The 26427-nt window shown below is 69.9% G+C and carries 24 protein-coding genes and 1 tRNA gene; 18 read left to right on the forward strand and 7 right to left on the reverse strand.

Annotation, left to right across the window (positions count from 1 at the left end; genetic code table 11):
* Positions 1-1006, reverse strand: a 1006-nt coding sequence (locus tag HMPREF9062_RS04395) for a sugar-binding domain-containing protein (protein WP_009748840.1), incomplete at its 3' end; no start/stop codon positions are given.
* 573 nt (positions 1007-1579) lie between these two features.
* Here HMPREF9062_RS04395 and HMPREF9062_RS04400 point away from each other — a divergent pair.
* The 5 genes from HMPREF9062_RS04400 to HMPREF9062_RS04420 all read left to right on the forward strand — a co-directional run bounded on the left by HMPREF9062_RS04400 (position 1580) and on the right by HMPREF9062_RS04420 (position 5565).
* Entirely contained in the window at positions 1580-2704 is a 1125-nt protein-coding gene (locus HMPREF9062_RS04400) for a hypothetical protein (RefSeq protein ID WP_009748842.1), read from the forward strand.
* A 38-nt stretch (positions 2705-2742) separates the two neighbouring features.
* A complete protein-coding gene (locus HMPREF9062_RS04405; protein WP_009748843.1) occupies positions 2743-3165 on the forward strand; it encodes a hypothetical protein in 423 nt (140 codons plus the stop codon).
* Positions 3165-3671 (forward strand): hypothetical protein, encoded by a 507-nt coding sequence (locus tag HMPREF9062_RS04410; RefSeq protein ID WP_009748844.1) that lies wholly within the window; start codon positions 3165-3167, stop codon positions 3669-3671. Before HMPREF9062_RS04405 ends, HMPREF9062_RS04410 begins: the two co-directional genes overlap by 1 nt.
* Entirely contained in the window at positions 3671-4492 is an 822-nt protein-coding gene (locus tag HMPREF9062_RS04415; protein WP_009748845.1) for a hypothetical protein, read from the forward strand. The genes HMPREF9062_RS04410 and HMPREF9062_RS04415 overlap by 1 nt, the downstream gene beginning before the upstream one ends.
* A 98-nt stretch (positions 4493-4590) precedes the next feature.
* Entirely contained in the window at positions 4591-5565 is a 975-nt protein-coding gene (locus HMPREF9062_RS04420; RefSeq protein WP_034253751.1) for an aldose epimerase family protein, read from the forward strand.
* Positions 5566-5673: 108 nt separating this feature from the next.
* Here the strand turns inward: HMPREF9062_RS04420 and HMPREF9062_RS04425 are convergent, their stop codons facing one another.
* Positions 5674-6342, reverse strand: a complete 669-nt coding sequence (locus HMPREF9062_RS04425; RefSeq protein ID WP_009748847.1) for a potassium channel family protein — start codon at positions 6340-6342, stop codon at positions 5674-5676.
* A gap of 123 nt (positions 6343-6465) precedes the next feature.
* A complete protein-coding gene (locus tag HMPREF9062_RS13510) occupies positions 6466-9375 on the reverse strand; it encodes an MFS transporter (protein WP_253270656.1) in 2910 nt (969 codons plus the stop codon).
* Positions 9376-9576: 201 nt separating this feature from the next.
* Here HMPREF9062_RS13510 and HMPREF9062_RS04435 point away from each other — a divergent pair, with 201 nt between their 5' ends.
* Positions 9577-10278: a TetR family transcriptional regulator gene (locus HMPREF9062_RS04435; RefSeq protein WP_009748849.1), complete on the forward strand. Its 702-nt coding sequence runs from the start codon at positions 9577-9579 to the stop codon at positions 10276-10278.
* A 285-nt stretch (positions 10279-10563) separates the two neighbouring features.
* On the opposite strand, the gene HMPREF9062_RS04440 is transcribed toward HMPREF9062_RS04435, so the two are convergent.
* Together HMPREF9062_RS04440 and HMPREF9062_RS04445 are read right to left on the reverse strand one after the other, a co-directional pair.
* Entirely contained in the window at positions 10564-11031 is a 468-nt protein-coding gene (locus HMPREF9062_RS04440) for a hypothetical protein (protein WP_009748850.1), read from the reverse strand.
* An 18-nt stretch (positions 11032-11049) separates the two neighbouring features.
* A complete protein-coding gene (locus tag HMPREF9062_RS04445) occupies positions 11050-12699 on the reverse strand; it encodes a TrkH family potassium uptake protein (protein ID WP_009748851.1) in 1650 nt (549 codons plus the stop codon).
* 160 nt (positions 12700-12859) lie between these two features.
* Here HMPREF9062_RS04445 and HMPREF9062_RS04450 point away from each other — a divergent pair, with 160 nt between their 5' ends.
* From HMPREF9062_RS04450 to HMPREF9062_RS04465, 5 genes are all read left to right on the forward strand, one after another.
* The gene (locus HMPREF9062_RS04450) at positions 12860-13105 is read left to right on the forward strand and encodes a helix-turn-helix domain-containing protein (RefSeq protein WP_009748852.1); all 246 of its coding nucleotides are present in this window, start codon (positions 12860-12862) and stop codon (positions 13103-13105) included.
* 164 nt (positions 13106-13269) lie between these two features.
* Positions 13270-13368, forward strand: coding sequence for a 30S ribosomal protein bS22 (locus HMPREF9062_RS12470; RefSeq protein ID WP_003792170.1), 99 nt, complete (start codon positions 13270-13272; stop codon positions 13366-13368).
* 113 nt (positions 13369-13481) lie between these two features.
* The gene (locus HMPREF9062_RS04455; RefSeq protein ID WP_009748853.1) at positions 13482-14771 is read left to right on the forward strand and encodes a UDP-N-acetylmuramate dehydrogenase; all 1290 of its coding nucleotides are present in this window, start codon (positions 13482-13484) and stop codon (positions 14769-14771) included.
* An 86-nt stretch (positions 14772-14857) separates the two neighbouring features.
* The gene (locus tag HMPREF9062_RS04460) at positions 14858-15649 is read left to right on the forward strand and encodes a glycerophosphodiester phosphodiesterase family protein (protein WP_009748854.1); all 792 of its coding nucleotides are present in this window, start codon (positions 14858-14860) and stop codon (positions 15647-15649) included.
* A gap of 69 nt (positions 15650-15718) precedes the next feature.
* Entirely contained in the window at positions 15719-17068 is a 1350-nt protein-coding gene (locus tag HMPREF9062_RS04465; protein WP_009748855.1) for an MFS transporter, read from the forward strand.
* A 59-nt stretch (positions 17069-17127) separates the two neighbouring features.
* Here the strand turns inward: HMPREF9062_RS04465 and HMPREF9062_RS04470 are convergent, their stop codons facing one another.
* Positions 17128-18141 (reverse strand): adenosine deaminase, encoded by a 1014-nt coding sequence (locus tag HMPREF9062_RS04470; protein ID WP_009748856.1) that lies wholly within the window; start codon positions 18139-18141, stop codon positions 17128-17130.
* Positions 18142-18296: 155 nt separating this feature from the next.
* Between HMPREF9062_RS04470 and HMPREF9062_RS04475 the strand changes: the two genes are divergently transcribed.
* On the forward strand, positions 18297-19544 hold the full coding sequence (locus HMPREF9062_RS04475) for a phosphotransferase (RefSeq protein ID WP_009748857.1): 1248 nt from the start codon (positions 18297-18299) through the stop codon (positions 19542-19544).
* Between the two features lie 15 nt (positions 19545-19559).
* On the opposite strand, the gene HMPREF9062_RS04480 is transcribed toward HMPREF9062_RS04475, so the two are convergent.
* Positions 19560-20783, reverse strand: coding sequence for a pyridoxal phosphate-dependent aminotransferase (locus HMPREF9062_RS04480; RefSeq protein ID WP_009748858.1), 1224 nt, complete (start codon positions 20781-20783; stop codon positions 19560-19562).
* Positions 20784-20923: 140 nt separating this feature from the next.
* Between HMPREF9062_RS04480 and HMPREF9062_RS04485 the strand changes: the two genes are divergently transcribed.
* The 6 genes from HMPREF9062_RS04485 to HMPREF9062_RS04510 all read left to right on the forward strand — a co-directional run bounded on the left by HMPREF9062_RS04485 (position 20924) and on the right by HMPREF9062_RS04510 (position 26294).
* Positions 20924-20996, forward strand: a tRNA-Trp gene (locus HMPREF9062_RS04485).
* A 94-nt stretch (positions 20997-21090) separates the two neighbouring features.
* Entirely contained in the window at positions 21091-21330 is a 240-nt protein-coding gene (gene secE / locus HMPREF9062_RS04490) for a preprotein translocase subunit SecE (protein WP_009748859.1), read from the forward strand.
* A gap of 123 nt (positions 21331-21453) precedes the next feature.
* Positions 21454-22296, forward strand: a complete 843-nt coding sequence (gene nusG / locus HMPREF9062_RS04495) for a transcription termination/antitermination protein NusG (protein WP_009748860.1) — start codon at positions 21454-21456, stop codon at positions 22294-22296.
* Between the two features lie 274 nt (positions 22297-22570).
* Positions 22571-23002, forward strand: coding sequence for a 50S ribosomal protein L11 (rplK, locus tag HMPREF9062_RS04500; protein WP_009748861.1), 432 nt, complete (start codon positions 22571-22573; stop codon positions 23000-23002).
* 83 nt (positions 23003-23085) lie between these two features.
* Entirely contained in the window at positions 23086-23775 is a 690-nt protein-coding gene (rplA, locus tag HMPREF9062_RS04505; protein WP_009748862.1) for a 50S ribosomal protein L1, read from the forward strand.
* A gap of 74 nt (positions 23776-23849) precedes the next feature.
* Positions 23850-26294: a serine/threonine-protein kinase gene (locus tag HMPREF9062_RS04510; RefSeq protein WP_009748863.1), complete on the forward strand. Its 2445-nt coding sequence runs from the start codon at positions 23850-23852 to the stop codon at positions 26292-26294.
* Positions 26295-26427: the final 133 nt, after the last annotated feature.

The following is a 26427-nucleotide window of genomic DNA, read 5'->3' on the forward strand; positions in this document are numbered from 1 at the left end:
CGGCGGGGCCGCCCGGTCCCGCCGGCGTCGCCCGCTCGCCGGCGAGCGGAGCCGACGAGGGCGCCAGAACCACCTCGGCGTCGATCAGTCTCGGATGCTCGGGCGACCACAGGAGCTCGCCGCAGCGCTGGCCGTGCAACTGCTCGCGCAGGTCGACGGTCAGCCGCGCCGTCGACGTCTCCGGCAGATGGGCGGACACCTCCGCCAACGGGTGTCCGGCCAGGCTCAGGCGGACGGTCAGGCGTGAGCCGGCCGGGACGGGGCGGGTCGTGGTCGCCTCGAGCTCGACGGCCTCGCAGGTCCGGGCGGGTGTCCACGCGATCTCGGCGATCGCCGTGCGCGGCACCGCCTCCAACCAGACGCTCTGCCAGATGCCGGTGGTGCGCGCGTACCAGATGTCGTGGGGCTCGGTCCGCCAGTCCTGCTTGCCGCGCGGCTGACCGGCGTCCAGCGGCCGGTCCTCGGCCCGCACCACCAGCAGGTGCCCGTCGGGGCCCCGCCCGTCCACGGCCAGAGCGTGCGTGATGTCGACGACGACCGGGGTGTGCCCGCCGTCGTGCTCGGCGATGCGCTGGCCGTTCACCCACACCGCGGCGCAGTAGTCGACCGCCCCCAGATGCAGCAGCATCCGATCGCCCTGGACCCCGGCGCCGGCGGCCTCCAGGTCCAAGGCGCTCAGGCGCCTGGAGTACCACACCACCGGGTGGTACCCCGTCCCGCCCACGCCCGAGCGGGGGCTCTCGGGAGGGAAGGGCACGGTGATCGTCCGCCCGCTCACCCCGCGCTGGGGCCACCCCTCCTCGAGACCCGAGTCGGCGTCGTCGTAGGCGAAGTCCCAGGGGCCGTCCAGGGCGCACCAGCGGGGGCGGCGCAGTTGGGGGAAGGGGTGGCCGCCGGTCGTGTCGGGCGCCGGCCGGGGCCGTGCCCCGTCGGCCGCGTCAGAGCCACCCGCCCCCGCCGCGGTGCCGGTGGCCGGCGACGCATCCGCGGCAGTCGCTCCGGTCATGGTCGTCCTTTCGTCCTGCGCCCCGCGGTCCTCGTTCCTCGGCGGTCCCGGATGCGAGGGCCCCTCCGGCGGCCGTCGCGCCGGGCGGTGGTGGGCGGGCTGGGCAGCACGCGCACGACTCTATCGTCTATCGCCTCTTCCGCCGCCTCCGCCTCGGAGCCGGCCGGCCGTGGGGGCGCGCATGGACGCGTTCCGAGGCGAGTGGAGGAGGGCGAGGCTGCGGTGCTGACGCGGTTGACGGAGGTGGGGCGCACGGTAAATAATAGGTAATGCTCTACCACAATGCCCTGTAGGTGATATATATGAGCATATTCTCTGTCAATCCTGATATTCTCGACAGTCAAGCGGGTAAACTCGATCAGGTTGCGGGTGATCTCGAGTCCGTGTCCTATCCCACCGGCCTGGATCTAGGGCGGTCGACATCGTCGGCGACCACCGCCATCAGTCGCCTGTCGTCGAAGGCATCCGGCGCGGTCGTGCAGGCCCGGTCGGTGGCGAGCGCTATGAGAGTGGCTGCCGCGTCCTTCCGTAGCACCGACGAGTCCGTGGCCTCCTCGACCCCGGGGGGCTCGCATGGACAGTCTTGATGCCAAGGTCATCACCGAGCCTGCGAACGCCTGGAACGCGGCGAGCAGCCTGAGCTCGATCTCGACGACCGTCGGTGAGGCGGGCGACGACATTTCGTCCGCCCGCAACCAGGTGGCCTCGGAGTGCACCAGCCAGACGACGGACGCCGCGCTCTCCGCTTTGTCCTCGCAGCGAACCACTCTGGACTCTCTGTCGCAGGACACGTCCACGCTCGCGACGACGCTCACTACCTTCGGCAATTCGATGGACTCGGTCAAGAAGCGCCTGGGGCAGGTCCTCGCCGACGCCACAGCCGCCGAGCTCACCGTGTCGGGATCGCTCGTTCGCCCGCCCGACGACGCCTCGGACGAAAACTACGAGACGAAGAAGGCGACGTTCGATGAGCTCAAGGAGACTCTGTACCTGATCCGTCAGGACGAGTCCTCCGCCCATGACACGCTCATCTCCTCCTGCGACTCCCTGAAGAGCACCGGAGAATGGTTTCGAGACAAGTATCTCCCCAGTGGCGACGTGGGTGATGTCTCCAAAATAACCGGGTGGGCGAGCCGCCTGTCGACCGGCGCCTCCTGGGCCGCGGTCCGGTCGATCGCCGTCTTCCAGCCCCGCTACCCGAAGTGGCATCCCAGGGCTGGGGCCTTCATGTCGGTGGCCGATCGCAGCAAGATGGGCCCCCTCGCCACGCTGTGGGCCAAGACGAAGGCCAGGAACTGGGTCAACAGGCCCTACACCCGCGGGACGACCGCCTGGAAGGTGCAACAGGCTGCGAATAAGGCCGCGCCGGCACTCAAGTGGGCCGGTCGGGCGTCGGCGGTCCTGTCGGGGGCGCTGGCCGGCTGGGACCAGTACAAGAAGGACTCGTCCAACCCCAGCATGGGAGAGGGGGAGAAGATCGCCCGTGCCGGGACGCAGGCCGTCACCCAGGGTGTCAGCGGGTGGGGAGGCGCCTGGATGGGAGCTCAGGCCGGGGCCATGCTCGGGTCTTTCGGCGGGCCCATCGGGATTGCGGCCGGAAGCATTATTGGTGGCGCCTTCGGAGGAATAGCCAGTACTGCGGCAGGCAAGAAAGCTGGAGATTTCTTTAATAAAGGATGGCATAAGTTATTTCATTGACGTCCGCTATTCTCATGGAGTAGAAGGGAACGGTTGTCATGTGGACCGGAATCGGTTGCCTCGTTTTCGGGCTCGTTATTCTCGTGCATTGGGCGCTGGCCATGTTCACGGATACCGGATACGGCGAGTCGGCTCGGGCGATGAGTGCGGACGGGGGTCCCAAGAACAATCTCTCACTTATCTTCCCGGCCGTGGGGTTCATGTGCATCTTCGGTTCCGTCCCGATAGTTTGGGAGAACTCCGACTCGGATTTCGTCTTCGCCTGCGGCGTGGCGACCGCCATCGCCATGCTGGTGTTGATACTGGGCCTCATACCCATCACCCTGCCCGCATGGATGTACCCCGAGTGGCATCAGGCCCGCCGCGCCAGAAAGCGCTTCTCGACGACGTCACGGCCGTGGACTGAACGCGACCGGGCCCGCCGTCGGAGCAAGCACCGCATCCCAGGAGATGACGCGTAATGCCCCGGCCGACGTCGCCCCTGCCGCGCACCGTGTCCGGGCGCGCCGTTGAGATGTCGCTCCCGGACACCTGGGCCCAGCTCGACCCGGAGGTCCTCCGCGAGACCGGCGCCCCGCCCGGTACCGTCACGGAGTTCATCGACCTCGCCTGCGCCGAGCCGCTGCGCGGCCCCGGATTCGCCGAGAACTGCGTCGTCACCGTCGTCGCCCTGCCGACGGGGACCTCCGAGGAGGACTGGTACCGCGACTCCACCGCCCAGATCATGTCCTCCATACCCGGCGTGCAGATGATCGACATGTCGGAGTGGGACGTGGATGAGCGCACGGGTCTGCTGCGCTCCGGCGTCTACATCAGCGACACCGTCTCGGTGACGTTCCTGCAGTGGTCATGGGTGGGTCGTACGTCACGGCGCGGGATCACCGCCACCTTCTCCTGTCCGACGAGCACCTGCGCCGCCGCGGCCCCGCGCTTCTCAGACATGGCGCTGACCCTCAAGGAGATCTGATGGCTCATCTGGACACCAGCGGGCACACGCCCGTCCTCATCCTCGGGGACGCGGAATGGTCGGTCGTGCACGGCGTGGCGATGGGGAAGCAGGTCGCCGGCGACAGGGTCGCCCGCCGGCTGCGCCGAAACGGGATCCTGGACGACGACGGCATCACGCCGCAGGCCGCGCCGGCGCTGCACGGCGTCGCCGGCGCGACCCGGCACCTCGACGCCGCATGTTTCGAGGCGGACGGCCCGGGACGGCGGGCCGAGGCCTGGATCGGCCCGCGCCGGGCCACCCTCGTCAAGCACGAGCGGGACGGCTTCCACGTCTACGGGCTCGACGGCTGCGACGTCCCCTCCGCCTTCGCTCAGCTGCTCGACATCGGGCCGCGTCACAACATCGACTTAGGACCCCGGGTCCTGCCCGAACGGGTCTACAACCTCCTCGAGGTCGGCGACCTTGGCGCCCTCGCCGACGAGCTGGCCAGACTCGCCCGCCGCCTCGACCAGGGCGGCGAACCGGGTGAGATCGGCGGGCCGACACCGTTGACGGAGGGCTTCGCCCACCGGATGTGGACCCTCAGCCTGATCTCCACCGACACGCCGGGGGCAGCCGGCTGGGAACTGGCGGGCGCCCTGACGACCCTGTCCGTCCCCGAGTGCCTCTACGAGGTGCATCCCAGATCCCTCGCCGACGCCCTCGAATCCGGTGCCTCGCCGGAGGCCATCGCCTCCATGGCATCGTCCGGGCCGTCCGGACCCGAGGAGATGGCGCTCATCGCCACCACCTCACTGCAGGTGTGGTTGCTCGTGAGCCCCTGGTTCTTCGCGGCCTAGCGTGCGCGGCGAGCGACGCAGCGTCCGGATGCCGTACCGTTGCCGTGTCAACCGGGAGCATCCCGCCATACCATTCGGACACCACTTGGACGGTGCGCATGATCAACGGAGAACTCATCGACCTGCGGGCCGGCGACTACGAGGCCCGCGTCGCCACCTCGGGAGCCGCACTCGTCCACCTGCGCAAGGCGGGCCGCGAGCTCATCATCCCCTTCGACGCCGAGACCAGCCTGCCCGGGGCCTGGCAGGGCAAGACCCTCGTACCGTGGCCCAATAGAATCACCGGAGCGCGCTACACCTACCACGGCACCGAGTACCCGGTGGCCTGCAACGAGCCCGAGACCGGTTCCGCGCTCCACGGCCTGGTCGGGTGGGCCGACTTCCAGGTCACCGCCGTCACCGGAGCCGAGGAGACCGGCGCCGGCGGTGTTCCCGCGTCCTCGGCGACGCTCGGTCTGACCCTCCCCGCCTCCTACGCCTACCCCTGGAGTCTGGAGATCGACGTGCGATTCGCCCTGGACGCGCGCACAGGGCTGACCGTGACGGCAACCACCACCAACGTCGGGGCGGCCGCGTCGCCCGCGCCCGACGTCGTCGGCGCCCCGCAGCGCAACGGCGGCAGCCCCGCCCCGGCGCCCTACGGCGTCTCCTTCCACCCCTATCTCACCCGGTCCGTGCCGCTGGATCAGTGCGTCCTTCACGTGCCGGCCGCGCGCGTCCTCGAGGTCGACGAGAGCATGGCCCCCGTCGACGAGCGCGACGTGACCGGCACCGACTGGGACTGGCGCCGAGGCCGGCAGGTGGGGACGACGTCAACGGACAACGCCTACACGGGCCTGCCGCAGGGCACCTGGCAGGTCCGCCTGACCGGGGGCCAGGCCGGGCGCACCGTGGTCATGAGCGCCCGGGCCCCGTGGGTGCAGATCTACTCCGCCGAGCGCCTGGGACGCCGCGGCGTCGCCGTCGAACCCATGACCTGCCCTCCCGACGCCTTCAACAGCGGGCGCGACCTCATCGAACTCGAGGTGGGGCAGTCGCACGCCTTCGTCTACCGCCTGCATGAGGAGGACTGAGATCCTTCCGCCGCGGGCCGCGATTCGGCCGTCGTCGGGGTCGTGCCGCCCGCTCCCCTCTCAGTCGTCTCTTCCCCCCCCCGGCCGGCGGGGCGGTGCGGGTCTGCGTCAGGCCCGGTTGGCGAAGCGCTCCAGGAGGGTGGCGTCACCGCCGACGACGAGCACGTCCTCGGCGCTCACCAGCGTTTCCGCACTCGCGTACTCGAAGGGCTCCCCGGGGCTCATGAGACCGAAGACCGTGATGCCGTAGCGGCTGCGCACCTTGGCCTCGCCGATGGTGAAGCCGTGCAGCTCGGCCGGCGGACGCATCTTGACGATGGTGAAGCCGCCCTTCTCCATCTCGATGTAGTCAAGCATCCGGCCCGACACCAGGTGGGCGGCCCGCTGGCCCGCGTCGAACTCCGGGTAGACGACGTGGTGGGCGCCGATCCGGCGCAGGATGCGTCCGTGCGCCCGTGAGATCGCCTTGGCCCAGATCTGCGGCGTCTCCAGGTCCACGAGGTTGCCGGCGATCAGGACGCTCGCCTCCAGGGAGGTCGCCACTCCTACGACGGCGGTGCCGAACTCGGTGGCGCCGAGCTGCTCGAGAGCCTCCATGTCGGTGGCGTCGGCCTCGACCAGGGGGATGCGTCCGGTCCACTGGCGCACGATCGCCGGATTGGACTCGACGGCGAGGACCTCCCGACCGAGCCGGTCCAGGGTCGCCGCCACGGCGGCCCCGAAACGACCCAGTCCGATGACGAGGGTCGAGTCGGTGCGATCGGCTGGGGCTGGCATGAGGCCTCCTGCTCGGGCGGTACGGCGGTCGGGTCGGGCGGAGCGCCGGACCCAGAGTCCACCGTAGTGCAGGTGCGACTTCCTCATGCGGGCGCCGACTCCCGGCGCCCGCATGAGGGGCGCTCAGAGTCCATCGGTTGAGTCAAGACCCGACGTCGATGATGCCGACGACGCCGAGGACATCGGCGATACCGCCGTTTCCCACTCCAGCATGGTCCTGATCGCCAGGCCGATGTTGCCGACCTGGCAGTGCGAGGCGCAGGACTCGGCGGCGGTGAAGGTCCGAGTCGTCAGCGATCGCGCATGACGCAGGGTCATCGCCTGGCGGTGCATCTGCTCGACGGGCACGTCGTGGTCCTCGGCTCCCTGGAGCAGGAGGACGTCGGCTCTCACTCGCTCGGCCACTGCCGCCGTGCGCATACGGCCCGCCGTACGGAGGAAGGCCGACGGGGTCGTCGTGCCGGTCACATGCATACCCTGCCACATGCCCCAGTCGATGACGGCGGAACGGCGGGCGAGCCGGGCCATCGTCGCGTCGACCGTCCTGGTCGGCCAGTGGCGCGCCACGAGGGAGGCGGGACCCGCCGCCAGCGGTGCGACCCGACCGGTGATCACCTGTGCGAAGTCGTCCATGGCGTCGAAGGCGATGACGCGCGCGACGCGCGGTTCGAAGGCGGCGGCGCGGATCGCGAGACCACCGCCCAGCGAGATCCCCATGAGGGTGATGTCGGCGAGGCCAAGGCTGTCGAGCACGGCGCGCACGGGCCACTCCCACTCATGCGTCATGGGGATGCGATCGTCCATGAGGGCTCCGCCCTGGCCGGGGCCGTCGAAGGCGACGACGCGGCGCCCGCGCCGGGCGAGAGCGGCGTACATGGGCAGGTAGTCCTCGATGTAGGAGTCGAAACCGCCGAAGATCACCCACGTGCTCATGGCCGGGCCGGCGGGCGCGATGTCGTAGACGGGCAGGGACCCGCTCCCGTAGGGCACGTGGAGGGGGCGGAGGCCGAAAACCTCCTGCATCACGTCGACATACCGGCTTCGGGTCGGCGCCTTACGAGCGTCGGTGGGCGGCATGAAGAACTCGGCGGCGCGGTCGTAGTAGGCGGCATCGAGCCTTCTGCCGTCGGCTCGCGCCGCGTCTGCGAGAGAGAGGAACGAGGCGACCCAGCCGGGGAGAGAGCCCAATGCTCCGGCGACTGCGCGGATCTCGGGCACGGACCGCGGCCCGATGGCCTCGGCCCATCGGTTGGCCTGGAAGTTGATGTCGGTGTTCGGGTGGAAGACGCGCAGACCCATGGGGGCGGCGGTGAGGTCGACGGGGTGAGTGAGGTCCGTCCGTGTGACCGTCGCCGGCCCGGCGCCGGGAGCGGCGGGCCGCGTCTGCGCGGACGCGGACCGGGCCTGCGGGGGTGCGATGTCCGGCCGCGCCGGTACGGCCGGGGATTCGACCGCCGACGTCGAGCTCGGCACCGCGGTCCGTCTGCGACGGATCAGCACGATGGCGGCGGCGAGGGCCAGCAGCAGCGCCGCGGCTGCCAGGATGCGTGCCATGAGGAGGAAGCCGCCGCCGAAGGCGTCGACCTGGGCGCGATCGGCCAGATCGGCGGTGAAGCGTGCGATGATCGTCCGCCCGGCCTCGGAGTCCGGGGCCGCCTGCGCCTGCTGGAGCGCCTGACCGGCGGCGGCCCGGGTGGTATCGGCGTGGTCCGTGACGTAGTCATCGGCCCGTGAGGTGGAATAGGTGGCCAGCAGGGCCACCCCGAGGGAGGCGCCGATCTGCTGGCCGACGGTCACGACGGCCGAGGCCAGGCCGACGTGGGGGCCGGGCACGCCCCGTGTTCCGGTGTTGATGGCGGCCGGCATGATGCACCCGATGCCGATACCGAGCACGATGATCCCCGGAACGACTGCGCCGGCGTACGTCGAGGTGGTCTCGATCCGTGACAGCATCAGGAAGGCCGCGCCCTCGATGGCAATGCCCAGGGGCAGCACGACGCGGGTGCCCAGACGGCGGAGCAGGTACTGGCCGGCCAGCGGCGCCGTTACCACGAGAGCGCCGATCATGGGCAGGAAGGCGATGCCGGTGCGCAGGGGCGAGTAGCCGAAGTGGTTCTGCAGGTAGTACGTGAGGTAGACGGCGCCGCCCATCTGCGCGGCGCCGACGGTGGCGACGGCGGCGTAGGAGGCGGCGCGCGCCGGCTGGGAGATGATCCACAACGGCAGGGTGGGGGCGGTTGCGACGCGCTCGCGGAGCAGGAACGCTACGGCCAGGACGGCGGCGGCGCTCAACCACCCGATCGTCGTCGCCGAGGTCCACGAGGTCTGCTCGGCGCGGTCGAGGCCGAAGACGGCGCTGAAGCAGGCGCCGCAGCCCAGGACGAGGCCGAGCAGGTCGGAGAAGGCCGGCCCGTCGTGCCGCGATTTCGAGGTCGGCAGGCCACGCAGTCCGATGAGGAAACCGATAGCGGCGATGAGCACATTGACGTAGAGGGACCAGCGCCAGCTGAACCAATCCGTCAGGGCTCCTCCGATGAGGAGGCCGGCGGCGGCCCCGACACCGGCTGTCGCGCCGAAGAGTGCGAAGACCCGCCTGCGTCGGGGACCGTCGGGGAAGGCGGTGTTGAGAAGCGACAGCGCCGTCGGGCCGAGTAGCGCGGCGAAGGCGCCCTGGGCGGTGCGGGCTCCGACGAGGACGGGGAAGGAGGAGGCCAGACCGGCGATGAGACTGGCCGCGGCGAAGCCCGTCTGCCCGATCCAGTAGGAACGCCGGATGCCGAGGATGGTGGTCAGGCGCCCGCCGAACAGGACGAGTCCTCCGTTCGCCAGGGTGTAGGCGGTGACCGCCCACGGGCGCTGGGAGTCGGTCAGCCCCAGATCGGCCTGCATGCTGGGCAGGGCGACGGCGATGATCGTCATGTCCAGGACGATCATGAGCTGGGTGATCAGGGAGCCCGCGGCGAGGAGGTGGTCGTGCGATCGCGCGGGGCGGGCGCGACCGATCGGTTCCGACACGGTGGGTTCGAGAGACATGAGCATCACCAAATCAAATGTTGTGTTTCTGTATGCAGGCATAGACGGTAGAGCGTCGGATCCCTGCAGTCAAAATAGGTGTTTCGGTTTGGCGTGTCGTACGACATCAGACCGATGAATCCGTGGGACTCCGCCGTCCGCGGGGCGGTGGGGTCTCCGGGTCGGGCTCGTGAGGCGGGGGAGCCGCCGTATCCTGGCCTCATGCCCCGTGTCACTCAGTCGTATCGAGACCGGCAGGCCGCCAGGATCCTGGCGGCGGCCGAGATCTGCTTCGCCCGGCGGGGCTTCGACGGGGCGTCGATGGATGACATCATCACCGAGACCGGCATGTCGTCGAGCACCGTCTACCGATACTTCCCCGAGGGGAAGCGCTCCCTTGTACGAGCCGTCCTCAGCCAGACCACGGACCCGGTCGTGGAGTGGATCGAGGAGCTCGCCGGAGCCGACGAGCTTCCCACTCTCGAGGATGCCTTCGCCGGAGCGGTCGAGCGCTCCTGGATTCTCAAGAGGGGCGGTTCCGATGAGGAGGACGCAACCGCCGCGAGGCCCGGGAAGGCCTGCCGGAGCGGCAGATCGTCGGGCTCCCAGTCGTCGGGATGTCACCTGTCGCAGGCCGGTCGGATCGAGCTCATGGTCAGCGTCTGGGCGGAGCTGGCGCGTCAGCCGGACCTGCGCGAGGCGAATGCGAAACGCTACGCCCGTGTACGATCCGAGATCGTCGGTCTCATCCGTCGGTGGCAGAATAAGGGGATCATCGCGCGCAGGATCGATCCGGACGAAGCGGCGGCCATCGTTCATAATGCGGCCATGGGGCTCGTCGCCGAGCGGATCGTCACCGGGGAGTTCGGCCGAACCGATGCCGTGACGACGGCCCGCGCGATCGCTCGCCTCCTGGGCGCTTGACTCCGGAGCGGTGCGGCTCCGTCGTCGGGCTCTGTCTCCCCGGCTGCTCGGCGGGCGGCGGCATCGTCCCAGGGACGGAGCCTGCTGGACGCCGGCGGCGCCAGCACGCCCGGTCGAGGCGCCCGCGCCCCGGACGCCGGCCGGGAAGGTCGGGCGAGGCACGTCCGCCCCGCCGCAGGACTTGTCCCATCACAGGACGCGACACCGGCCGGGGCCGCTGAACCCGACCCGCCTGACGCTCCGGAGCAGCATCCGGAGAAGGCGAGGAAGCCTCTGGGGCACGTGCTACTGCGGCGGCTCCTCGGGCGGATCGGTGGACGGGGGCCGCTGAAGGCTCGAATCTGACAGCCTGGCCAGGATGAAGGCGTTGTCCATCTCCCGCTCGTCGCCCAGGCCGCGGTAGGCCAGGCCGACGATCTCCCAGTACTCCTTGAGATCGTAGTCGGAGGCGTTGGAGTACTCGTACAGGGCTCCGGCGAGCTGGATCGCATGCAGGCACTCCTCGTACTGGTTCGCCAGCAGGTGCCTGACAGCGGCGGAGACGAGGTGCCGGGCCGGGCCGTAGGCGATGAGGTCCAGGTGCAGGTCGGCCCGCTCGGCCCGGGTGCGCCCCGCCATCGCCGCATTCCGCGCACGCACGGCCAGGTTCGCGCCATCGTCGTACATGCCCTGATTGATAGCGCGCACCGCCAGCGACCGCAGGCGCTTGGTCTCCGGGTCGGAGACCTCCTCCAGCAGGTCGTCGTACCACATGGCCCCGGCAGCCGATCCTCAACCGATGAGCGGCCGTTCGGCGGGCACGCGGATGACGCGGCGCCGTTCCCGCATGGCCAGGGCGGTCGCCGCCGTCATGGTGCCCACGCGCCCGACGAACATGAGCACCACGATGACGTATTTCGCACTGGTCGGCAGCAACGGCGTGATCCCGGTGGACAGCCCCACGGTGGCGAAGGCGCTGATGACCTCGAACAGGATGCGATCCAGGGTCAGGTCGGTCATCTGCAGCAGGAGCAGTGTTGCGACACCGATGATGGAGGCTCCGATGAAGGCCACGGCGACGCTCAGACGGACCGAGGACAGGGTGATGCGCCGTCCGAAGGCCTCGATGTCGCGGTCGCCCCGGGCCTCGGCCAGGATCGCCAGTACCAGGATGGCGAAGGTCGTCACCTTGATGCCGCCGGCTGTGGAGGCCGACCCGCCGCCGACGAACATGAGAGCGTCCTGCAGGAACCAGGTCGACTCGCGCATGTGCCCGGGCGAGATCGTGGACAATCCCGAGGAGCGCGCGTTGACGCCGTTAATCAGCGCCGTGAGGACTTTGCCGCCCGTCGGCAGCGCGCCGTAGGTGCGGGGGTTGGCCCATTCGAAGGCGGCGATGGTCATGGAGGAGACGATCGACAGACAGCTGTAGGTGGCCAGGGTCAGCTTGGTGTGCAGCGTCCATTGACGCGGGCGGCGCCGATGGCGCATGACGTCGAGGATGACGGGGAAGCCCACGGCGCCCACGAAGGTGCCCATGACGATCGGCATGCCCATCCACCAATCCGTCGCGTAGGGCGCCAGCCCCTCGGGCATGACGACGAATCCGGCGTTGTTGAAGATCGACAGCGCCATGAAGAAGGCGTACCAGCAGGCGTGCTCGAGGTCGAGGCCCAGGGTGAGGAAGCGGGGCAGCAGGATAAGAGCGAGCAGGAGCTCGACGCCGACGGCGGTGTACACCACCGCCCGCAGTAGGGCGGCGACGTCCCCCAGGCGGGACTGGTTCTCGCTGGCGGCGAGCATCCGCTGGGTCAGGCCCACGTGTCGGGACACGGCGAAGGACAGCAGCGACGCGAGCGTCATGATGCCCAGTCCGCCGACGGCGGCGCCCAGGATGATGACCGCCTGGCCGAAGGGCGACCAGTAGGTGGCGGTGTCGACGGTGGTCAGTCCGGTGACGCATACCGCCGACGTGGCCGTGAACAGGGTGTCGATCATGCTGGCGTGACCGCTGGCCGATGTCGCCACGGGCAGGCTGAGCAGCGCTGTGACAACGGCGACGATGACGGCGAAGACGACGACGGCCAGGCGGGCCGGTGTGAAGCGTGCGGCGCGCGCCAGGCGGGCGCGCACGCGCCAGCGCTCCAGGAGCGCCCTGAGTTTGCGGACGTCGAGGCCGTCGGAGTCGTCGGGACCGCCGGAGGGCTCTGATGCGGCGGTCCTCGTCACGGCGGGGGGGCGCCGCCGCGAGGGGACGGTGGTCGGGGCGCGCCAATGGCGCGGCCGGGGTGCGCGGGCGCGCACACCCTTCTCGCTCTTCCCCCCGTGGGAGGGCGAGAAGCTGATGGGTGCGGAGGGCCGACGCGAGGGGGACACGGGGCCATTGTCGCCCGGACGGCCCGACCGCGGGAATTCCCGGCGCCTCATCATCGTGATCGACATGTGATCTGCAACGCGAGTGGCCCGTGTGAGAGGAAATGACCTGTGCGGCGGGAGGGACTCAGGTTATATTGGCCACCGCGGGCCTGCTGCGACGCGGGCCCGTCCAGCGGTAGCGAGACCGCTGCGCCATCACCACTCGACGACGGGAAACTCACCACCCATGGCACCGGGCATCCCTTCCTCCCCCTCCGGCGCTTCGAGCGCGCCCTCCTTCCTCACCGTGGCCGAGGTCGCCACCATGCTTCGTGTGTCCAAGATGACCGTGTACCGCATGGTTCACTCCGGCGACCTTCCGGCCATGCAGGTCGGCAGGTCTTTCCGCGTCCCTGAGCGCGCGGTCAAGCAGTACCTTTCCGCCGGTCTGGGTGACTGGGGCCACGAGGGGGCGGAGTCGACGGGTTCCTGAGACCCGCTAGACTCGCGCGGGTCACCACTGCGACCGGAGTACGGGAGAATCCACGGACGCTCCCGCTGTCCGATCGCTATGCTCACCCGGATCCCGATTCGTGCCCCCGGCTGACACGAGGAGGCGATCGGGAGCCCGGATGCACCACTACCGAGGGAGTCCCCATGGGATCTGTCATCAAGAAGCGTCGCAAGCGCATGGCCAAGAAGAAGCACCGCAAGCTGCTCCGCAAGACCCGCCACCAGCGTCGCAACAAGAAGTGATGATCGCCCCGCCGTGATCGTAGGCCCCGCACCGCTCTGTGCGGGGCATTCTTGTCCACGTCAGCAGCCGGCAGCCGGGCCGCGAACCGCCCGCCGATCCCAGGAGTCACCCCATGAGCCAGTTCACCAGCAGCGGCGCCCTCGACCCCATTGAGCCCCTGACCGAGGACGAGATGTGCACCATGCCCCTGTCGATTCACGCCGACTCCGACGACTGGCCCGCCCCCGTCGAGGCTCTGGCCCGCGCGGTCGGTTTGCGGGGCGCCCCGGCCGCGCCCCCCGCCCTGGCCGAGTTGACGACGCTGCGCGTGGGCGGGCCCGTGGGCCGATACGTCGAGACGGCCAGCGAGGCCGAACTCATCGACGTCATCAGGCAGGCCGACGACGCCTCCACGCCCCTGCTCGTCATCGGGGGCGGATCCAACATTCTGGCTTCTGATACGGGATTCGAGGGCCTCGTCGTGCGCGATGCGCGCAGCGACGTCAGTCTCGTGTCCGACGACGCCTGCGGTGGCGTGGAGATCACGGCCACCGCAGGCACCACATGGGACGACCTCGTGCGCCAGGCCATCGCCTCCCACTGGGGCGGCTTCGCCACCCTGTCGGGCATTCCCGGCACCGTCGGCGCCGCGCCGGTGCAGAACATCGGCGCCTACGGCACCGAGGTCGCCGAACTCCTGGCCTCTGTACGCGCTTGGGACCGCGCCGCGGGACGGACTGTCCACCTGCCGCTGTCCGAACTGCGCCTGGCCTATCGCGACTCCGACCTCAAGCGCTCGTTGACCGACCCCGCCGTCGGCGCGGGGCGGACCTGGGGCCCGACGGGGCGCTGGGTCGTGCTCTCGGCGACCTTCCACGTGCGCCAGGCCTCCTTGTCCGCTCCCATCGCTTACAGCCAGTTGGCCCACGTGCTCGGCGTCGACATGGGCGAGCGCGCCGACGCCCGCGACGTGCGCGAAGCCGTCCTGGAACTGCGCCGCTCCAAGGGCATGGTGCTGGACGCCGCCGACCACGACACCTGGTCCGCCGGCTCCTTCTTCACCAACCCGGTTCTCACCGACGCCGAGGCCGCCGCCCTGCCCGAGGGCGCCCCGCGCTACCCCGTCACCGACCACACGCGGGTCGTCGCCGGCACCCGCAAGGCCCCCGTCGTCGACGGGCTGATCAAGACCTCGGCCGCCTGGCTCATCGACCACGCCGGCTTCTCCAAGGGCTTCGCCGTTCACGGATCCGACGGTGCGAGCGCCCCGGCGAGCCTGTCCACCAGGCATGTGCTCGCCCTGACCAACAGGGGCGGCGCCACCGCCGCCGACATCGTCGCTCTGCGCGAGACGATCGTGGAGGGGGTTCGCGAGCGCTACGGGATTACGCTCGTGCCCGAGCCCGTCGCCGTGGGATGGTGAGGCGGGATCGACCGGCCCGTACCGGGATGATCGTCGAACCCGGGCGTGACGGACGTCGGAGCCGGCGTCCGGTCGGGGGATCGCGCATGCCTGCTGCTGGCGACGGGGTCGGGGAATCCGCCGCGCGCTCCGACCGCCGTGCGCCGAGCGTCGAACGCGCGATTATCGCCCACCGCGGTCTGCCATCGGCCGCCCCCGAGAACACCATGGCGTCCTTCCGCGCCGCTGTCGACGCCGGAGCGAGGTGGATCGAGGCCGACGTCGATCTGCTGGGCGATGGGACGGCCGTCATCCTCCACGACACCCTGCTCGACCGGACGACCGACGCATCGGGCAGCATGTACGACCTGCGGCGTGAGGACCTCGAGCGCATCGACGCCGGCTCGTGGTACGACGAGCGGTTCGCGGGCGAGAGGATTCCCACCCTCGACGAAGTCGTCGCCTTCCTCAACACCAGCCGCGTCAACGCCAATATCGAACTCAAGGCCAATGAGCAGGGAGCCGCTCGCACGGTGGCCCTCATCGACACCGTCGTCGAGGCCCTCGCACGTCTGGATGCCGAACGCGAGATCATCGTCTCCTCCTTCTCCCAGCCGCTCCTGATGACCCTCCACCAGCGGCACCCGGAGCTCGCCATCGGGGTTCTCTACGAGACCGCGACGCTGGGCGAGGACTGGCGCTCCGTCCTGGAGCTGTGCGGCGCCTCGTTCGTTCACCCGCAGGACGCGGGGCTGACGGCGGACCGCGTGAGGGCCTTCATAGCGGCCGGCTACGGCGTCAACGTCTGGACGATCAATGACGAGAAGAGGGCCGGCCGACTCTTCGATTGGGGCTGCACCGGTGTGTTCACGGACGTCGCCGGCGAACTCAGTTTGTGAACCTCTTGAGAGGACACCGATAATCCTCTGGCGTCCGTCCCCACCTGTCACCCCTGCAGGAGCCGCTCCATGAGTACGCGTTCAGCGCTCGGCCTTCCCCCGTTCATGCGCAAGGGCCGCCTCGTCCCCTTCCTGACCGTCGCCGTCTCCGGTGAGGTCCTCTATTCGGCCTTCGAGGCCTTCAAGGGGGCGCTCATGATCCCCCTTCAGGAGATGCTCGGGATCAGCCAAACCCAATTCGGTCTGCTCATGACCTACGTCGGCCTGGCGCTGTTCTTCTACCTGCCCGCCGGCTGGATCAACAACCGCTTCCGGGTGCGCACGATCATCCTGTGCAGCCTGGGATGGAGGCTGGTCACCTACCTTGTCCTGTTCCTGCTCGATCCGCCCTTCGGACTCATGGCGGCAATCGCGGTCACCTGGGCGATCGTCGACGCCATCGTGTGGCCCGCCGTCGCCAACGGCGTCTGCGTCCTGGCGGCCGATGAGGACCAGAAGGGCAGGGGCCTGGCCATGGGCCTGCTGGAGTCGATCCGTCGGTTCGTCGAGTTCGCCCTCAACGGGATCGTCATCGTCGTCCTCATGTTCCTGCCCGACGCGACGACGACCGTCATGCGCGTATTCGCCATCGCCTACACCCTGCTCATCGTCCCGATGATGATCGCCGTGGTCCGCTACGTTCCCGATACGAGGATCGCCACGCAGGCCCGCGCCTCGCACTCGGTGGCCGCGCTCAAGGGGCTGCTGCACGTGCTCTCACGGCCCCGGATCTGGCTGGCCGGCATCGCGGCGATGACCGTCTACTGGGCAGACATCAACCTCATGTACGTCTCGGCCCCCTACCTCCAGCAGGTCTTTCACGTCTCGACCGCCATGTCCGGGGCCTTCGGCCTTCTCAACACCGGGTTGGTCGCCATCGTTGCCGGGGTGGTCTCAGGGATCGTCTCCGACTACGTCTTCAAGTCTTCGACCAGGATGATGGCGGTCGCGCTCGGCTGCGTCGCAGTGACCTGCGGGCTCGTCCTCCTTCTGCCGGTCACAAGGGTCATGATCATCCCGATCCTCGTCCTGCTCATCGTGGTGGCCCTGGCCACCTTCCTCGGCAAGTCCGTCATCCTGGCGCCCATCGGCGAGCTGGAACTGCCCGAGGAGATCGCCGGGTCCGCCATGGCCGTCGGCTCGTTCCTCGCGTACGCCTCCATCCTGTGGGGGTACAACCTCAACGGCTACCTCCTCGACTCGCACGCCTCCGACCCGGCCGCGGGATACCGGATCATCTTCATGATCACCGCGGGCGTTACGGTGATCGGCTGCGCCACCGCCGTGATCCTCGACCGGGTGAACCGCCGTGCCGCCATGCGCGTGGATACGGTCGACGGCGCCGCCGATGCGGACGACCGGACTGCCGCGGACTCCTGACATCGCGGCCTCGGCACGGTTCCGGCGGACGATACGGTTTCAGCGCCCGCCGGCCGCGGTCAACCGGCCAGCCAGACGTCCACCTCCGCCAGCCACTGCCGCTTCGAAGCCGGAGAGGCCAGACAGGCCCTGATGGAGCCGCGAGCCAGTTCGGCCAGCGCGACGTCATCCAGGCCCAGACGACGTGCGATCTCGTACTGGTCGATTAGCCGCGACTGGAACAGCAGCGGGTCGTCCGCCCCGAGCGCCACCTGCGCCCCGTGCTCCAGCAGCACGACCAGCGGCACGTCCTCGGGCGTGCGGTAGACGCCCAGGCACACGTTCGACGCCGGGCACACCTCCAGGCTGATGCCCGCCGCCACCACCGCGTCCAGCAGGGCCGGGTCCTCGCTCGCGCGCACGCCGTGCCCCAGGCGGGTCGGCTCCAGGGTCTCCACGACGTCGCGCACGTGCTCGGGCCCCAGAAGCTCGCCGCCGTGGGGGAGGGAGGCCAGCCCCGCGCGCCGGGCGATCGCGAAGGCCGGAGCCCACGAGTCCGTCCGACCGGCGCGCTCGTCGTTGCTCAGTCCGAAGCCGATGACGGTGCCCGGGGAGTCCCCCGCGTACCTGACCGCCAGCCGTGCGAGGGTGCGCGCGTCCAACGGATGGCGCATCCGGGAGGCCGCCACGACGACCGCGACCTCCACCCCCGACAGAATCGTCGCCTGTCGCGCCGCATCCAGGATGATTTCCAGGGCGGGCGTGATACCGCCGACGTACGGGGCGTAGGAGGTCGGATCCACCTGGATCTCCAGGCGCCGCGACCCCTCCGCGGCGTCGTCCAGGGCCGCCTCCAGCACGATCCGCCGCATCGTCTCCTCGGTGGTCACCAGGTGGCGGGCCGTATCGTAGGCTCGCTGGAAGCGGAACCAGCCGCGGTGGTCGGCCGGCACGTGGAACGGGTCGCCGTCGATAAAGGACGACGGCAGGCGCGTGCGCGATCCCTGAGCCAGGTCCACCAGCGTTTCCAGACGCATCGCCCCCGTGAAGTGCAGATGCAGGTGCGCCTTGGGCAGGGAGGACAGGTCGCGCATGGCCGGATTGTGCCACGGTCCGCCGGCTCGCCCATCCCGTCGGCGCGCCCCGACGGCGTCCGCTCACCGGGTGCGTCCCGCATGCTCGTCGGCTGCGTACCGGTTGCCCGCCCGAGCAGCGCGGATGAGCCCGTCCGGTGAGGCAGACTACTGCCATGAGCAGCACGCAGACGGCCCATGAGCCCGAGGAAGTCGCCCTCCTCACCGGTCCGCGTGCCGCCTCCGTCCTGGCCGGCGCCCTCGCCCCCGCCGGTCAGCAGCTGCTGAGCTGGGAGGTGCACTCGGTCCACCACCGCCCGGGGGCCGGTGTCTCAGTGGGCTACACCGCCGTCGTCGCCGCCCCGACCGGGGCTCGCAGCACCGAGTACCTGTGCGCGACGACGGCGCGGCTATCCAACCCCCAGGCGGCCGGGCTGACCCGGGTCTCGCCTAGAGGAGGGGACGGGCCGGTCGTCCACGTCTGGCGGCATCCCGCCGACCCCGAACTGCCGGCGCTCGCGGTCGCCTGCACGCCCTCCCTGCTCTCGCAGCGTCTGGGAGCACTCATCAAGGCCACCATGGTCGCCTACCGGCCCACGCGGCGCGCCGTGGTGCGCGTGACCTACCCGGACTCCTCGACTGCCTACGCCAAGGTGCTGCGGCCGGGGCAGTCGGCCGCCTTCGTGGAGCGGCACCGCATGCTGCGAACCGCCGGCGTACCCGCCCCCGACGTCCTGCGCGACGACCCGGACGGTCTGGTCCTGCTGTCGACCGGACGGGGCATGGCTCTGTCGGGCCTGCTGTCCCGCGGCATGGATGAGAGCCGGGCCGCGCGCGTCTTCACGTCCCTGACGACGCTGCTGGATGCGCTGCCGGCCAGCGCCCTCCAGCTGACCCCCCACCCCGCCTGGTCCGAGCGCGCCCGCCACTACGCCCACGCCGCCTCGACGGTCCTGCCCGAGCACGCTCTGCGGGCCCGAGCCGTCGCCGAGGGCGTGGAGCAGCTCATGGCGGCCTGCGATCCCGGGCCGGTCGTGCCCGTGCACGGAGACTTCTACGAGGCCAACGTGCTCATGGAGGGCGAGGGCGTGGCGAGCCTACTCGACGTCGACTCCCTGGGGCCGGGGCACCGCGTCGACGATCTCGCCTGCCTGCTCGGGCACGTTAGTGTCCTGGACCACCTGGCTCCCTCCTCCTACCCGCACCTGCGTCCGGTTCTGGAGGCGTGGACGCGTCTGGCGGAGAAGCAGGTCGACCCCGTCTCGCTGCGGGCTCGCTGCGCGGGGGTCGTCCTGTCACTCGTAGCAGGTGCGCGCCGGGAGGACGGAGGCCCGTGGCGGCCCGACGCGGAGGGGCGGCTCGCGCGCGCTGAAACCTGGCTCGCTCAGGCTCGCGAGATCCAGGCCCGGCGCGGCGCCCACTAAGAGATAGGGGATCGACTACTCGACCTCGGCCAGCAGCGTCCGGATGCGGTCGATGCCCTCGGTGATGGCGTCGTCGCTGGTGGCGTAGGACAGGCGCAGGAAGCCGGAGCGGCCGAAGGCCTCGCCGGGGACGACGGCGACCTCGACATGCTCGAGGATCGCGTCGGCCAGCGTGATCGAGGAGTCGATGGTGCGCCCCCGCAGAGTGCGGCCGATGAGGCCTTCGACGCTCGGGTAGGCGTAGAACGCGCCCTTGGGCGCGGGCACCCGAAGGCCCTTGATCTGCGAGAGCATGGAGATCATGAGACGGCGACGGCGATCGAAGGCCTCGCGCATGGCGGCGGCCGCCGACAGGTCCCCGGAGACGGCGGCCAGGGCCGCGCGCTGGGAGACGTTGGCGACGTTGCTCGTCATGTGCGACTGGAGATTGGTGGCGGCCTCGACGATGTCGGAGGGGCCGATGAGCCAGCCCACTCGCCAGCCGGTCATGGCGTAGGTCTTGGCGACGCCGTTGAGGACGAGGGCCCGATCGGCCAGTTCGGGGACGAGGCCGACGATGTGGGCGCTCTCGGCGTCCTCGTACAGGAGGTGCTCGTAGATCTCGTCGGCGATCACCCATATGCCGTGCTCCAGGGCCCACTGGCCGATGGCGGCCAGCTCGGCGGGCGTGTAGACGGCGCCGGTCGGGTTGGAGGGGGAGCAGACGAGAAGGGCCTTCGTGTGCTCGGTGCGGGCGGCCTCGAGCTGGGCGACGGTGACCTTGTAGTCCTGGTCCGCGCCCGCGAACACCTCCACCGGGGTGCCGCCGGCCAGGCGGACGCACTCGGGGTAGGTGACCCAGTAGGGAGCGGGGAGGATGACCTCGTCGCCGGGGTCGACCAGCGCAGCGAAGGCCTCGAACACGGCCTGCTTGCCGCCGTTGGTGACGATGACGTCGGCGGGGGAGATCTCGTAGCCCGAGTCGCGCAGAGTCTTGGCGGCGATGGCCTCGCGCAGGGCCGGCAAGCCCTTGGCGGGCGTGTACTTGTGGTTGGCGGGATCCTTGGCGGCGGCGATCGCCGCCTCGACGATGTAGTCGGGGGTGGCGAAATCGGGCTCGCCCGCGCCGAAGCCGATGACGGGTCGGCCGGCGGCCTTGAGGGCCTTGGCCTTGGCGTCGACGGCCAGGGTGGCGGAGGGAGCGATAGCGGCCAGACGGGCGGAGACGCGGCTTCGGGGCGCGGTGCTTGCAGTGCTCACGCCCCTATGGTCGCACGAGCGCGGTGCGGGCGCACCGCCGGGGCTTTCCCTGTGGGTCGCCGTCGGACCGGACGTGTTGCAGCCCACGGCGCGCGGGGCGCCGCCCGAGCCTCGTGTGTGGCAGGATGGACCTCCGCTGAAGGGCAGTGGCGCAATTGGTAGCGCACCGGTCTCCAAAACCGGCGGTTGTGGGTTCGAGTCCCGCCTGCCCTGCTGAGAACGGCGGATCTGTCGGGAGATCCCGTCGGTTCCGTCCTCTCACCCATCCAGGGCATGACCGAGCCGTACGACCCCGAGGAACCAGAGCATGAGCGAGAGCGCGAGCGTCGCCGGGCGCAAGCAGAGCACCAGGTTCGGCCCGCTGGGCCGCATCATGCTGTTCTTCCGCCAGGTGATCGACGAGCTGCGCAAGGTCGTGTGGCCCACCCGCGAGGACCTGTGGACCTATTTCGTCGTCGTCGTGGTGTTCATCGTGGCGATCATGGCCTTCACCGGGTTGCTCGACCTCGGCTTCGATCGGCTGGTCATGTGGGCCTTCGCCGCCTGAGGGACCGGCCCACAGGTCCGCAGTTCCGCGCCGGACCCTCATCATCCCGCCTCTCAACGCTCTCTCACTTGACCGAAGCCGGCCGTCGTTCAGCCGCGCACGCCCGAGGAAAGCAGGTACACCGTGTCGTCCGAGCAGTCCGAGCAGATCACCCCCGAGGAGACCGGCCCCGTCGTCGACGAGGAGGTCGTCCGGCTGGACGAGGCTCAGCCGGAGTCGTTGGATGCCCAGGCCGAAGAGGCCGCCGCCGAGCGTGCCGAGAAGACGGCGAGGGCGCAGGAGGCGCTGGCGCAGCAGGATGAGACGTCCGTTCCGCGGACCGACCCCGTCGAGGAGTTCCGCAAGCGGATGTCCTCGTTGCCCGGCGAGTGGTACGTCCTGCACACCTACTCCGGCTACGAGCGCCGCGTCGCCGCGGACATCATGGCCCGAGCGGAGAATTTCGAGATCGAGGACTACGTCTTCGACGCCGTCGCCCCCATGGAGACGGTCGTCGAGATCAAGAACGGCAACAGGAAGAAGGAGATCTCCCGGGTGCGCCTGCCCGGCTACGTCTTCGTTCGCATGGACCTGGACGACCCCGAGACCTCCGATCGCGTGTGGCGCACCATCAAGGACACCCCCGCCGTCACCGGCTTCGTGGGGGACCGGTACAACCCCGTGCCGCTGACCTTCGAGGAGGCCGTCTCCCAGCTCGGCCCCACGCCGGAGGAGGTCGCCGCCGAGCAGGCCGCCGGCACCGAGCCGGAGGGCGGCTCCCGCACTCGGGTCACGGCCGACGGGCAGGTCTACGAGATCGCCTTCGAGGCCGGCGAGTCCGTCATCGTCACCGACGGCCCCTTCGAGTCTCTCCCGGCCACCATCGCCGAGATCCATCCCGACACTCAGAAACTCCAGGTCCTCATCTCCCTGTTCGGCCGCGACACCCCGGCCGAGCTGTCCTTCAACCAGGTCGCTAAGATCTGAGCATCTGACAAGTACAGGGGGAGGACGCCTGCGCCCATCGGCTCGCCCCCCCCGCGGGGCACGGCGGGCCTGCGCGGCGAGCGCCGCCCTCTCCCCGCGGGTCGCACCAGTGCCCGGGTTCCGTGAGTCCGATCCTGTGATTCCGCGCACCGGGAGTTCTGCCGACCTCCGCCCGAGGATTAGGATGAGCGATCGTGCGCACGCGTGCGGTCATGTGCGCACTCGCTGCACGGCAGGCGTGCAGCTCTTCCGGACAAGAAAGAGATCCATCCACATGGCTCCCAAGAAGAAGATCTCCGGGCTCATCAAGCTCCAGATCCAGGCCGGCCAGGCCAATCCGGCCCCGCCGATCGGTCCCGCCCTCGGTCAGCACGGCGTCAACATCATGGAGTTCTGCAAGGCCTACAACGCCGCCACCGAGTCCCAGCGCGGCAACGTCATCCCGGTGGAGATCACGGTCTACGAGGACCGCTCCTTCACCTTCGTCACCAAGACGCCGCCGGCCCCCGAGCTCATCAAGAAGGCCGCCGGCGTGGCCAAGGGCTCCGCGACCCCCCATACCGACAAGGTCGGCTCGCTCAGCGCGGCCCAGGTCAGGCAGATCGCCGAGACCAAGATGCCCGACCTCAACGCCAACGATGTCGAGGCCGCTGCCAAGAGCATCGCCGGCACCGCCCGCTCCATGGGCATCACCGTCGAGGCCTGAGCCCGGCGTCCCCTCTCCCCGATCAACCGAACCCGTGGAAGGGCCGGCGCGGCCCGATCACCACGACTGCTAAGGAGAAGCAGATGACCAAGCGCAGCAAGGCCTACCGGGCCGCCGCCGAGAAGATTCAGTCCGGAATCCTCTACACCCCGACCGAGGCCGTCAGGCTGGCGAAGGCCACGTCCGTCACGAAGTTCGACTCCACGGTGGACGTCGTCCTGCGTCTGGGCGTGGACCCCCGCAAGGCCGACCAGATGGTGCGCGGCACCGTGTCCCTTCCGCACGGCACCGGCAAGACCGCCCGCGTCGTCGTCTTCGCTCAGGGGGAGAGGGCCGAGCAGGCTCTCGCCGCGGGCGCCGACGAGGTCGGCAGCGACGACCTCATCGCCAAAGTCGCGGGCGGCTACACCGATTTCGACGCCGCCGTCGCCACTCCCGACCTCATGGGCAAGGTCGGCCGCCTCGGTCGCGTGCTCGGCCCCCGCGGCCTCATGCCCAACCCCAGGACCGGCACCGTGACAATGGACGTGACCAAGGCGGTTACCGATATCAAGGGCGGCCGCATCGAGTTCCGCGTCGACCGCGCCGCGAACCTCAACTTCGTCATCGGCAAGGTCTCCTTCACCGAGGACCAGCTGGAGGAGAACCTTCGGGTCGCCCTCGACGAGGTCCTGCGCTTGAAGCCCTCGTCCTCGAAGGGCCGCTACATCCTCAAGGCCACCATGGCCACCACCATGGGGCCCGGCATTCCGATGGACGTCACCAAGGCCTGAGCGAGCGCGACCGCGCTGGGCACCGACGCCGAGTAGGTTGGTCCCGTACCAGCCCCGACCCGAGCGGATCCCGTATGACCGTCCCGACTCAGACTCCTTCTGGAGAGCCCCGTCGTCTTGGCAGCGCCTACGTGCTGACTTCTCTCATCGGCACCGGTGCTCAGGGGGAGGTTTGGCTCGGCAACCGGGTCAGCGACCCCGCGTCCAGCCTGGCGGTCAAGCTCCTGCGCGCCGATCTCCTCCAGGATCCCGGCGTCATCGAACGCTTCGTGCGCGAACGGGCCACCCTCATGCGGGTGCGCTCGCCCTACGTGGTCGGCGTTCAGGACATGGTGGTGGAGGGGACGACCGCGGCTATCGTCATGGACTACGTCGGCGGCGGCGATCTGAAACTGCTCCTCCAGTCCGCCGGCACCATGCCGCCCGCCGACGTCGCCCAGCTCGGCGCGCTCGTCGCCGAGGGGCTGGCCGCCGTGCACGACGCCGGCATCGTCCACCGCGACGTCAAGCCGGCCAACGTCCTCATCGACGTCCCCGTCCAGGCGCCCGGCACCCCGGCCGCCACCTCGTGGACCCCGCGCCTGGCCGACTTCGGCGTCGCGCGCATCTGCAACACGGTGGCCTCCTCCAGGGCCACGGGGGCCATCGGCACGCCGCTGTACATGGCTCCGGAGATCCTCGACGTTCACGCCCCGACTCCGGCCGCCGACGTCTACTCCCTGGGAATCGTCCTGTACGAGGCGCTCTGCGGCGTGCCGCCGTTCGTCGGGGCGCCCACCCAGATCCTGGGGCAGCATGCACGGCGCGCCCCGGGACGGCCCCGAGGCGTGCCCGACGATCTGTGGGCCATGATCGAGCGGATGCTCGCCAAGCAGCCGACGACACGGCCCGGCGCGCGGGAGATCGCGCAGTGCCTGACGACGATGGTCCCCGGGCTCGTGGGACTCCCCGCCGCCCCGCGGATGCAGGCGCCACCGGCTTCGACACCCTCGGCCGTGCCGTACATGTGGCACGAGGAGTCCTCCGAATCCGAGCGGGCGGACTCGGCCGATTCCGCGGTGGAGACCGCCCCGACGGTCGCCGACTGGCACACGCCGACCATGGTCGCGCCGTCGGCCTCCTCCGGGGCGCCGATGCAGGCCTCTTCGATGTCTGCATCCGCCCCGACCACGGTCGGGGCGGATGAGGCCGCGCCGTCGCGCCGAGGTCGCCGACGGCGGGTGCTCGTCGTGACGAGCATCGCCGCCGCCGTCGTCGTCGCCCTGGTCGCCACCGGGATGGTGCTGTGGACGAATCACCGCCAGCAGGAGGCCCTCGCCGGCACCATCGCCTCATTGCCGGGGGCCAAGGCCAAACTGGTCGAGGCGGAGCGCTTCAGCTCGGTGTCCAAATACCAGCTCTCCCCGTCGGGCAGGGCGCTGGCGGTGCTCTCGTTCGGGAAGGGCATCACCGCCAGCTCCGAGTGGTCGCTGTACGACCTCGACAGCGCCGATCAGTCCGCGGTGTGGACGGGCGAGTGCTCGGATGATGCCATGTTCTGGAACGACTCGACACTGATGTGCGAGGAGAGCATGCGCGGCGACGCGGTCACGCTCGTGTCCATGGACGGTTCGACCACCGACGAGGTGCCCGGACCCGCCGACCACAAACTTGTCGGCACTGACGGCTCACGGGCCATCCTGATCGACGATGATTACAAGGGGCCCCTGGTCGCGCTCGACGAGAGCGGCACGGAGGTGTGGCGGTCCAGCGGCGAGTACTCCAGGGCCCGGGTCCACAACGGGTTCATCCTGGCCTACGAGACTCGGGGGAGGAGTCTTCAGGTCCTGTCCGCCTCCACCGGCACGATGCTCTACTCCCAGCCGATGGACAAGGAGCCCAACTTCAAGACGAGCTCCGGGGATCCCCTCGACCCCGGGGGCGTGAGCATTGACGCGGGCACCAGGGCCTTCGTCGTGGTCGGCGATACGACGACCGTTTACGATGCCGAGGGCGATGAGGTCGGCTCCGTCGGGAGCGCCGATTCACCCGCGCCCGGCTGGACGGTCTCCTCCGACCCGAAGGCGAAGGACATCTACAGTGCTCTCCAGGACGGTCAGGGGGACGGTAACACGGTCGAGGTCGTCGGCGCCGGCTCCGCGCAGGGGATCTCCGTGGACACCTCCGCCTGCCAGGCGACGCGTCTGGGCAAAGAAGGGACCACCTACTCCCCGCCCGAGATGACCAGGGGAGAATCCTGTGTCATCACGCCCAAGGGACTGATCGGAGGCGACTCGGCGGTCCTGTTCACGATGGGGCAGCCCGCAAGCAGCAAGGACGCCACCGGGGACCACGTCATCGCTTACGACCTCGACTCCGGCGAGGAGTTGTGGCGTACAGGGGGCACCTTCCTCAACGCGCTGCCGTCCTCGACGAACGTCGGGGGAGGCGTCGCGAACAAGCCGCGCATCCTCGTGAAGCAGAGCACGTCCCCCACCTCCATCGGCGATCTGGCCATTTACGCCGTCGACGCCGGCTGAGCCGGAGGGATTGCGGGGATCGGGGCGGTCCGCGCGGTTTCGACGGCGCCTGCGGAGGTCGTCCTACTCGGCCGACGTCGGCCGTGACCGATCACACCCTTACGGGAACGTTTCTGCCTGCGCCACCGCGACC

This window comes from Actinomyces sp. oral taxon 448 str. F0400 (assembly GCF_000220835.1).
In the GTDB taxonomy this organism is placed as follows: Bacteria; Actinomycetota; Actinomycetes; order Actinomycetales; family Actinomycetaceae; genus Actinomyces.

What these genes read in the sequence shown, in the direction of transcription:
- HMPREF9062_RS04400 (WP_009748842.1), top strand. Translation starts at nt 1,580, where the DNA reads ATGGACAGTCTTGATGCCAAGGTCATCACCGAGCCTGCGAACGCCTGG.
- HMPREF9062_RS04405 (WP_009748843.1), top strand. Translation starts at nt 2,743, where the DNA reads ATGTGGACCGGAATCGGTTGCCTCGTTTTCGGGCTCGTTATTCTCGTG.
- HMPREF9062_RS04410 (WP_009748844.1), top strand. Translation starts at nt 3,165, where the DNA reads ATGCCCCGGCCGACGTCGCCCCTGCCGCGCACCGTGTCCGGGCGCGCC.
- HMPREF9062_RS04415 (WP_009748845.1), top strand. Translation starts at nt 3,671, where the DNA reads ATGGCTCATCTGGACACCAGCGGGCACACGCCCGTCCTCATCCTCGGG.
- HMPREF9062_RS04420 (WP_034253751.1), top strand. Translation starts at nt 4,591, where the DNA reads ATGATCAACGGAGAACTCATCGACCTGCGGGCCGGCGACTACGAGGCC.
- HMPREF9062_RS04425 (WP_009748847.1), bottom strand. Translation starts at nt 6,342, where the DNA reads ATGCCAGCCCCAGCCGATCGCACCGACTCGACCCTCGTCATCGGACTG.
- HMPREF9062_RS13510 (WP_253270656.1), bottom strand. Translation starts at nt 9,375, where the DNA reads ATGTCTCTCGAACCCACCGTGTCGGAACCGATCGGTCGCGCCCGCCCC.
- HMPREF9062_RS04435 (WP_009748849.1), top strand. Translation starts at nt 9,577, where the DNA reads ATGCCCCGTGTCACTCAGTCGTATCGAGACCGGCAGGCCGCCAGGATC.
- HMPREF9062_RS04440 (WP_009748850.1), bottom strand. Translation starts at nt 11,031, where the DNA reads ATGTGGTACGACGACCTGCTGGAGGAGGTCTCCGACCCGGAGACCAAG.
- HMPREF9062_RS04445 (WP_009748851.1), bottom strand. Translation starts at nt 12,699, where the DNA reads ATGTCGATCACGATGATGAGGCGCCGGGAATTCCCGCGGTCGGGCCGT.
- HMPREF9062_RS04450 (WP_009748852.1), top strand. Translation starts at nt 12,860, where the DNA reads ATGGCACCGGGCATCCCTTCCTCCCCCTCCGGCGCTTCGAGCGCGCCC.
- HMPREF9062_RS12470 (WP_003792170.1), top strand. Translation starts at nt 13,270, where the DNA reads ATGGGATCTGTCATCAAGAAGCGTCGCAAGCGCATGGCCAAGAAGAAG.
- HMPREF9062_RS04455 (WP_009748853.1), top strand. Translation starts at nt 13,482, where the DNA reads ATGAGCCAGTTCACCAGCAGCGGCGCCCTCGACCCCATTGAGCCCCTG.
- HMPREF9062_RS04460 (WP_009748854.1), top strand. Translation starts at nt 14,858, where the DNA reads ATGCCTGCTGCTGGCGACGGGGTCGGGGAATCCGCCGCGCGCTCCGAC.
- HMPREF9062_RS04465 (WP_009748855.1), top strand. Translation starts at nt 15,719, where the DNA reads ATGAGTACGCGTTCAGCGCTCGGCCTTCCCCCGTTCATGCGCAAGGGC.
- HMPREF9062_RS04470 (WP_009748856.1), bottom strand. Translation starts at nt 18,141, where the DNA reads ATGCGCGACCTGTCCTCCCTGCCCAAGGCGCACCTGCATCTGCACTTC.
- HMPREF9062_RS04475 (WP_009748857.1), top strand. Translation starts at nt 18,297, where the DNA reads ATGAGCAGCACGCAGACGGCCCATGAGCCCGAGGAAGTCGCCCTCCTC.
- secE (WP_009748859.1), top strand. Translation starts at nt 21,091, where the DNA reads ATGAGCGAGAGCGCGAGCGTCGCCGGGCGCAAGCAGAGCACCAGGTTC.
- rplK (WP_009748861.1), top strand. Translation starts at nt 22,571, where the DNA reads ATGGCTCCCAAGAAGAAGATCTCCGGGCTCATCAAGCTCCAGATCCAG.
- rplA (WP_009748862.1), top strand. Translation starts at nt 23,086, where the DNA reads ATGACCAAGCGCAGCAAGGCCTACCGGGCCGCCGCCGAGAAGATTCAG.
- HMPREF9062_RS04510 (WP_009748863.1), top strand. Translation starts at nt 23,850, where the DNA reads ATGACCGTCCCGACTCAGACTCCTTCTGGAGAGCCCCGTCGTCTTGGC.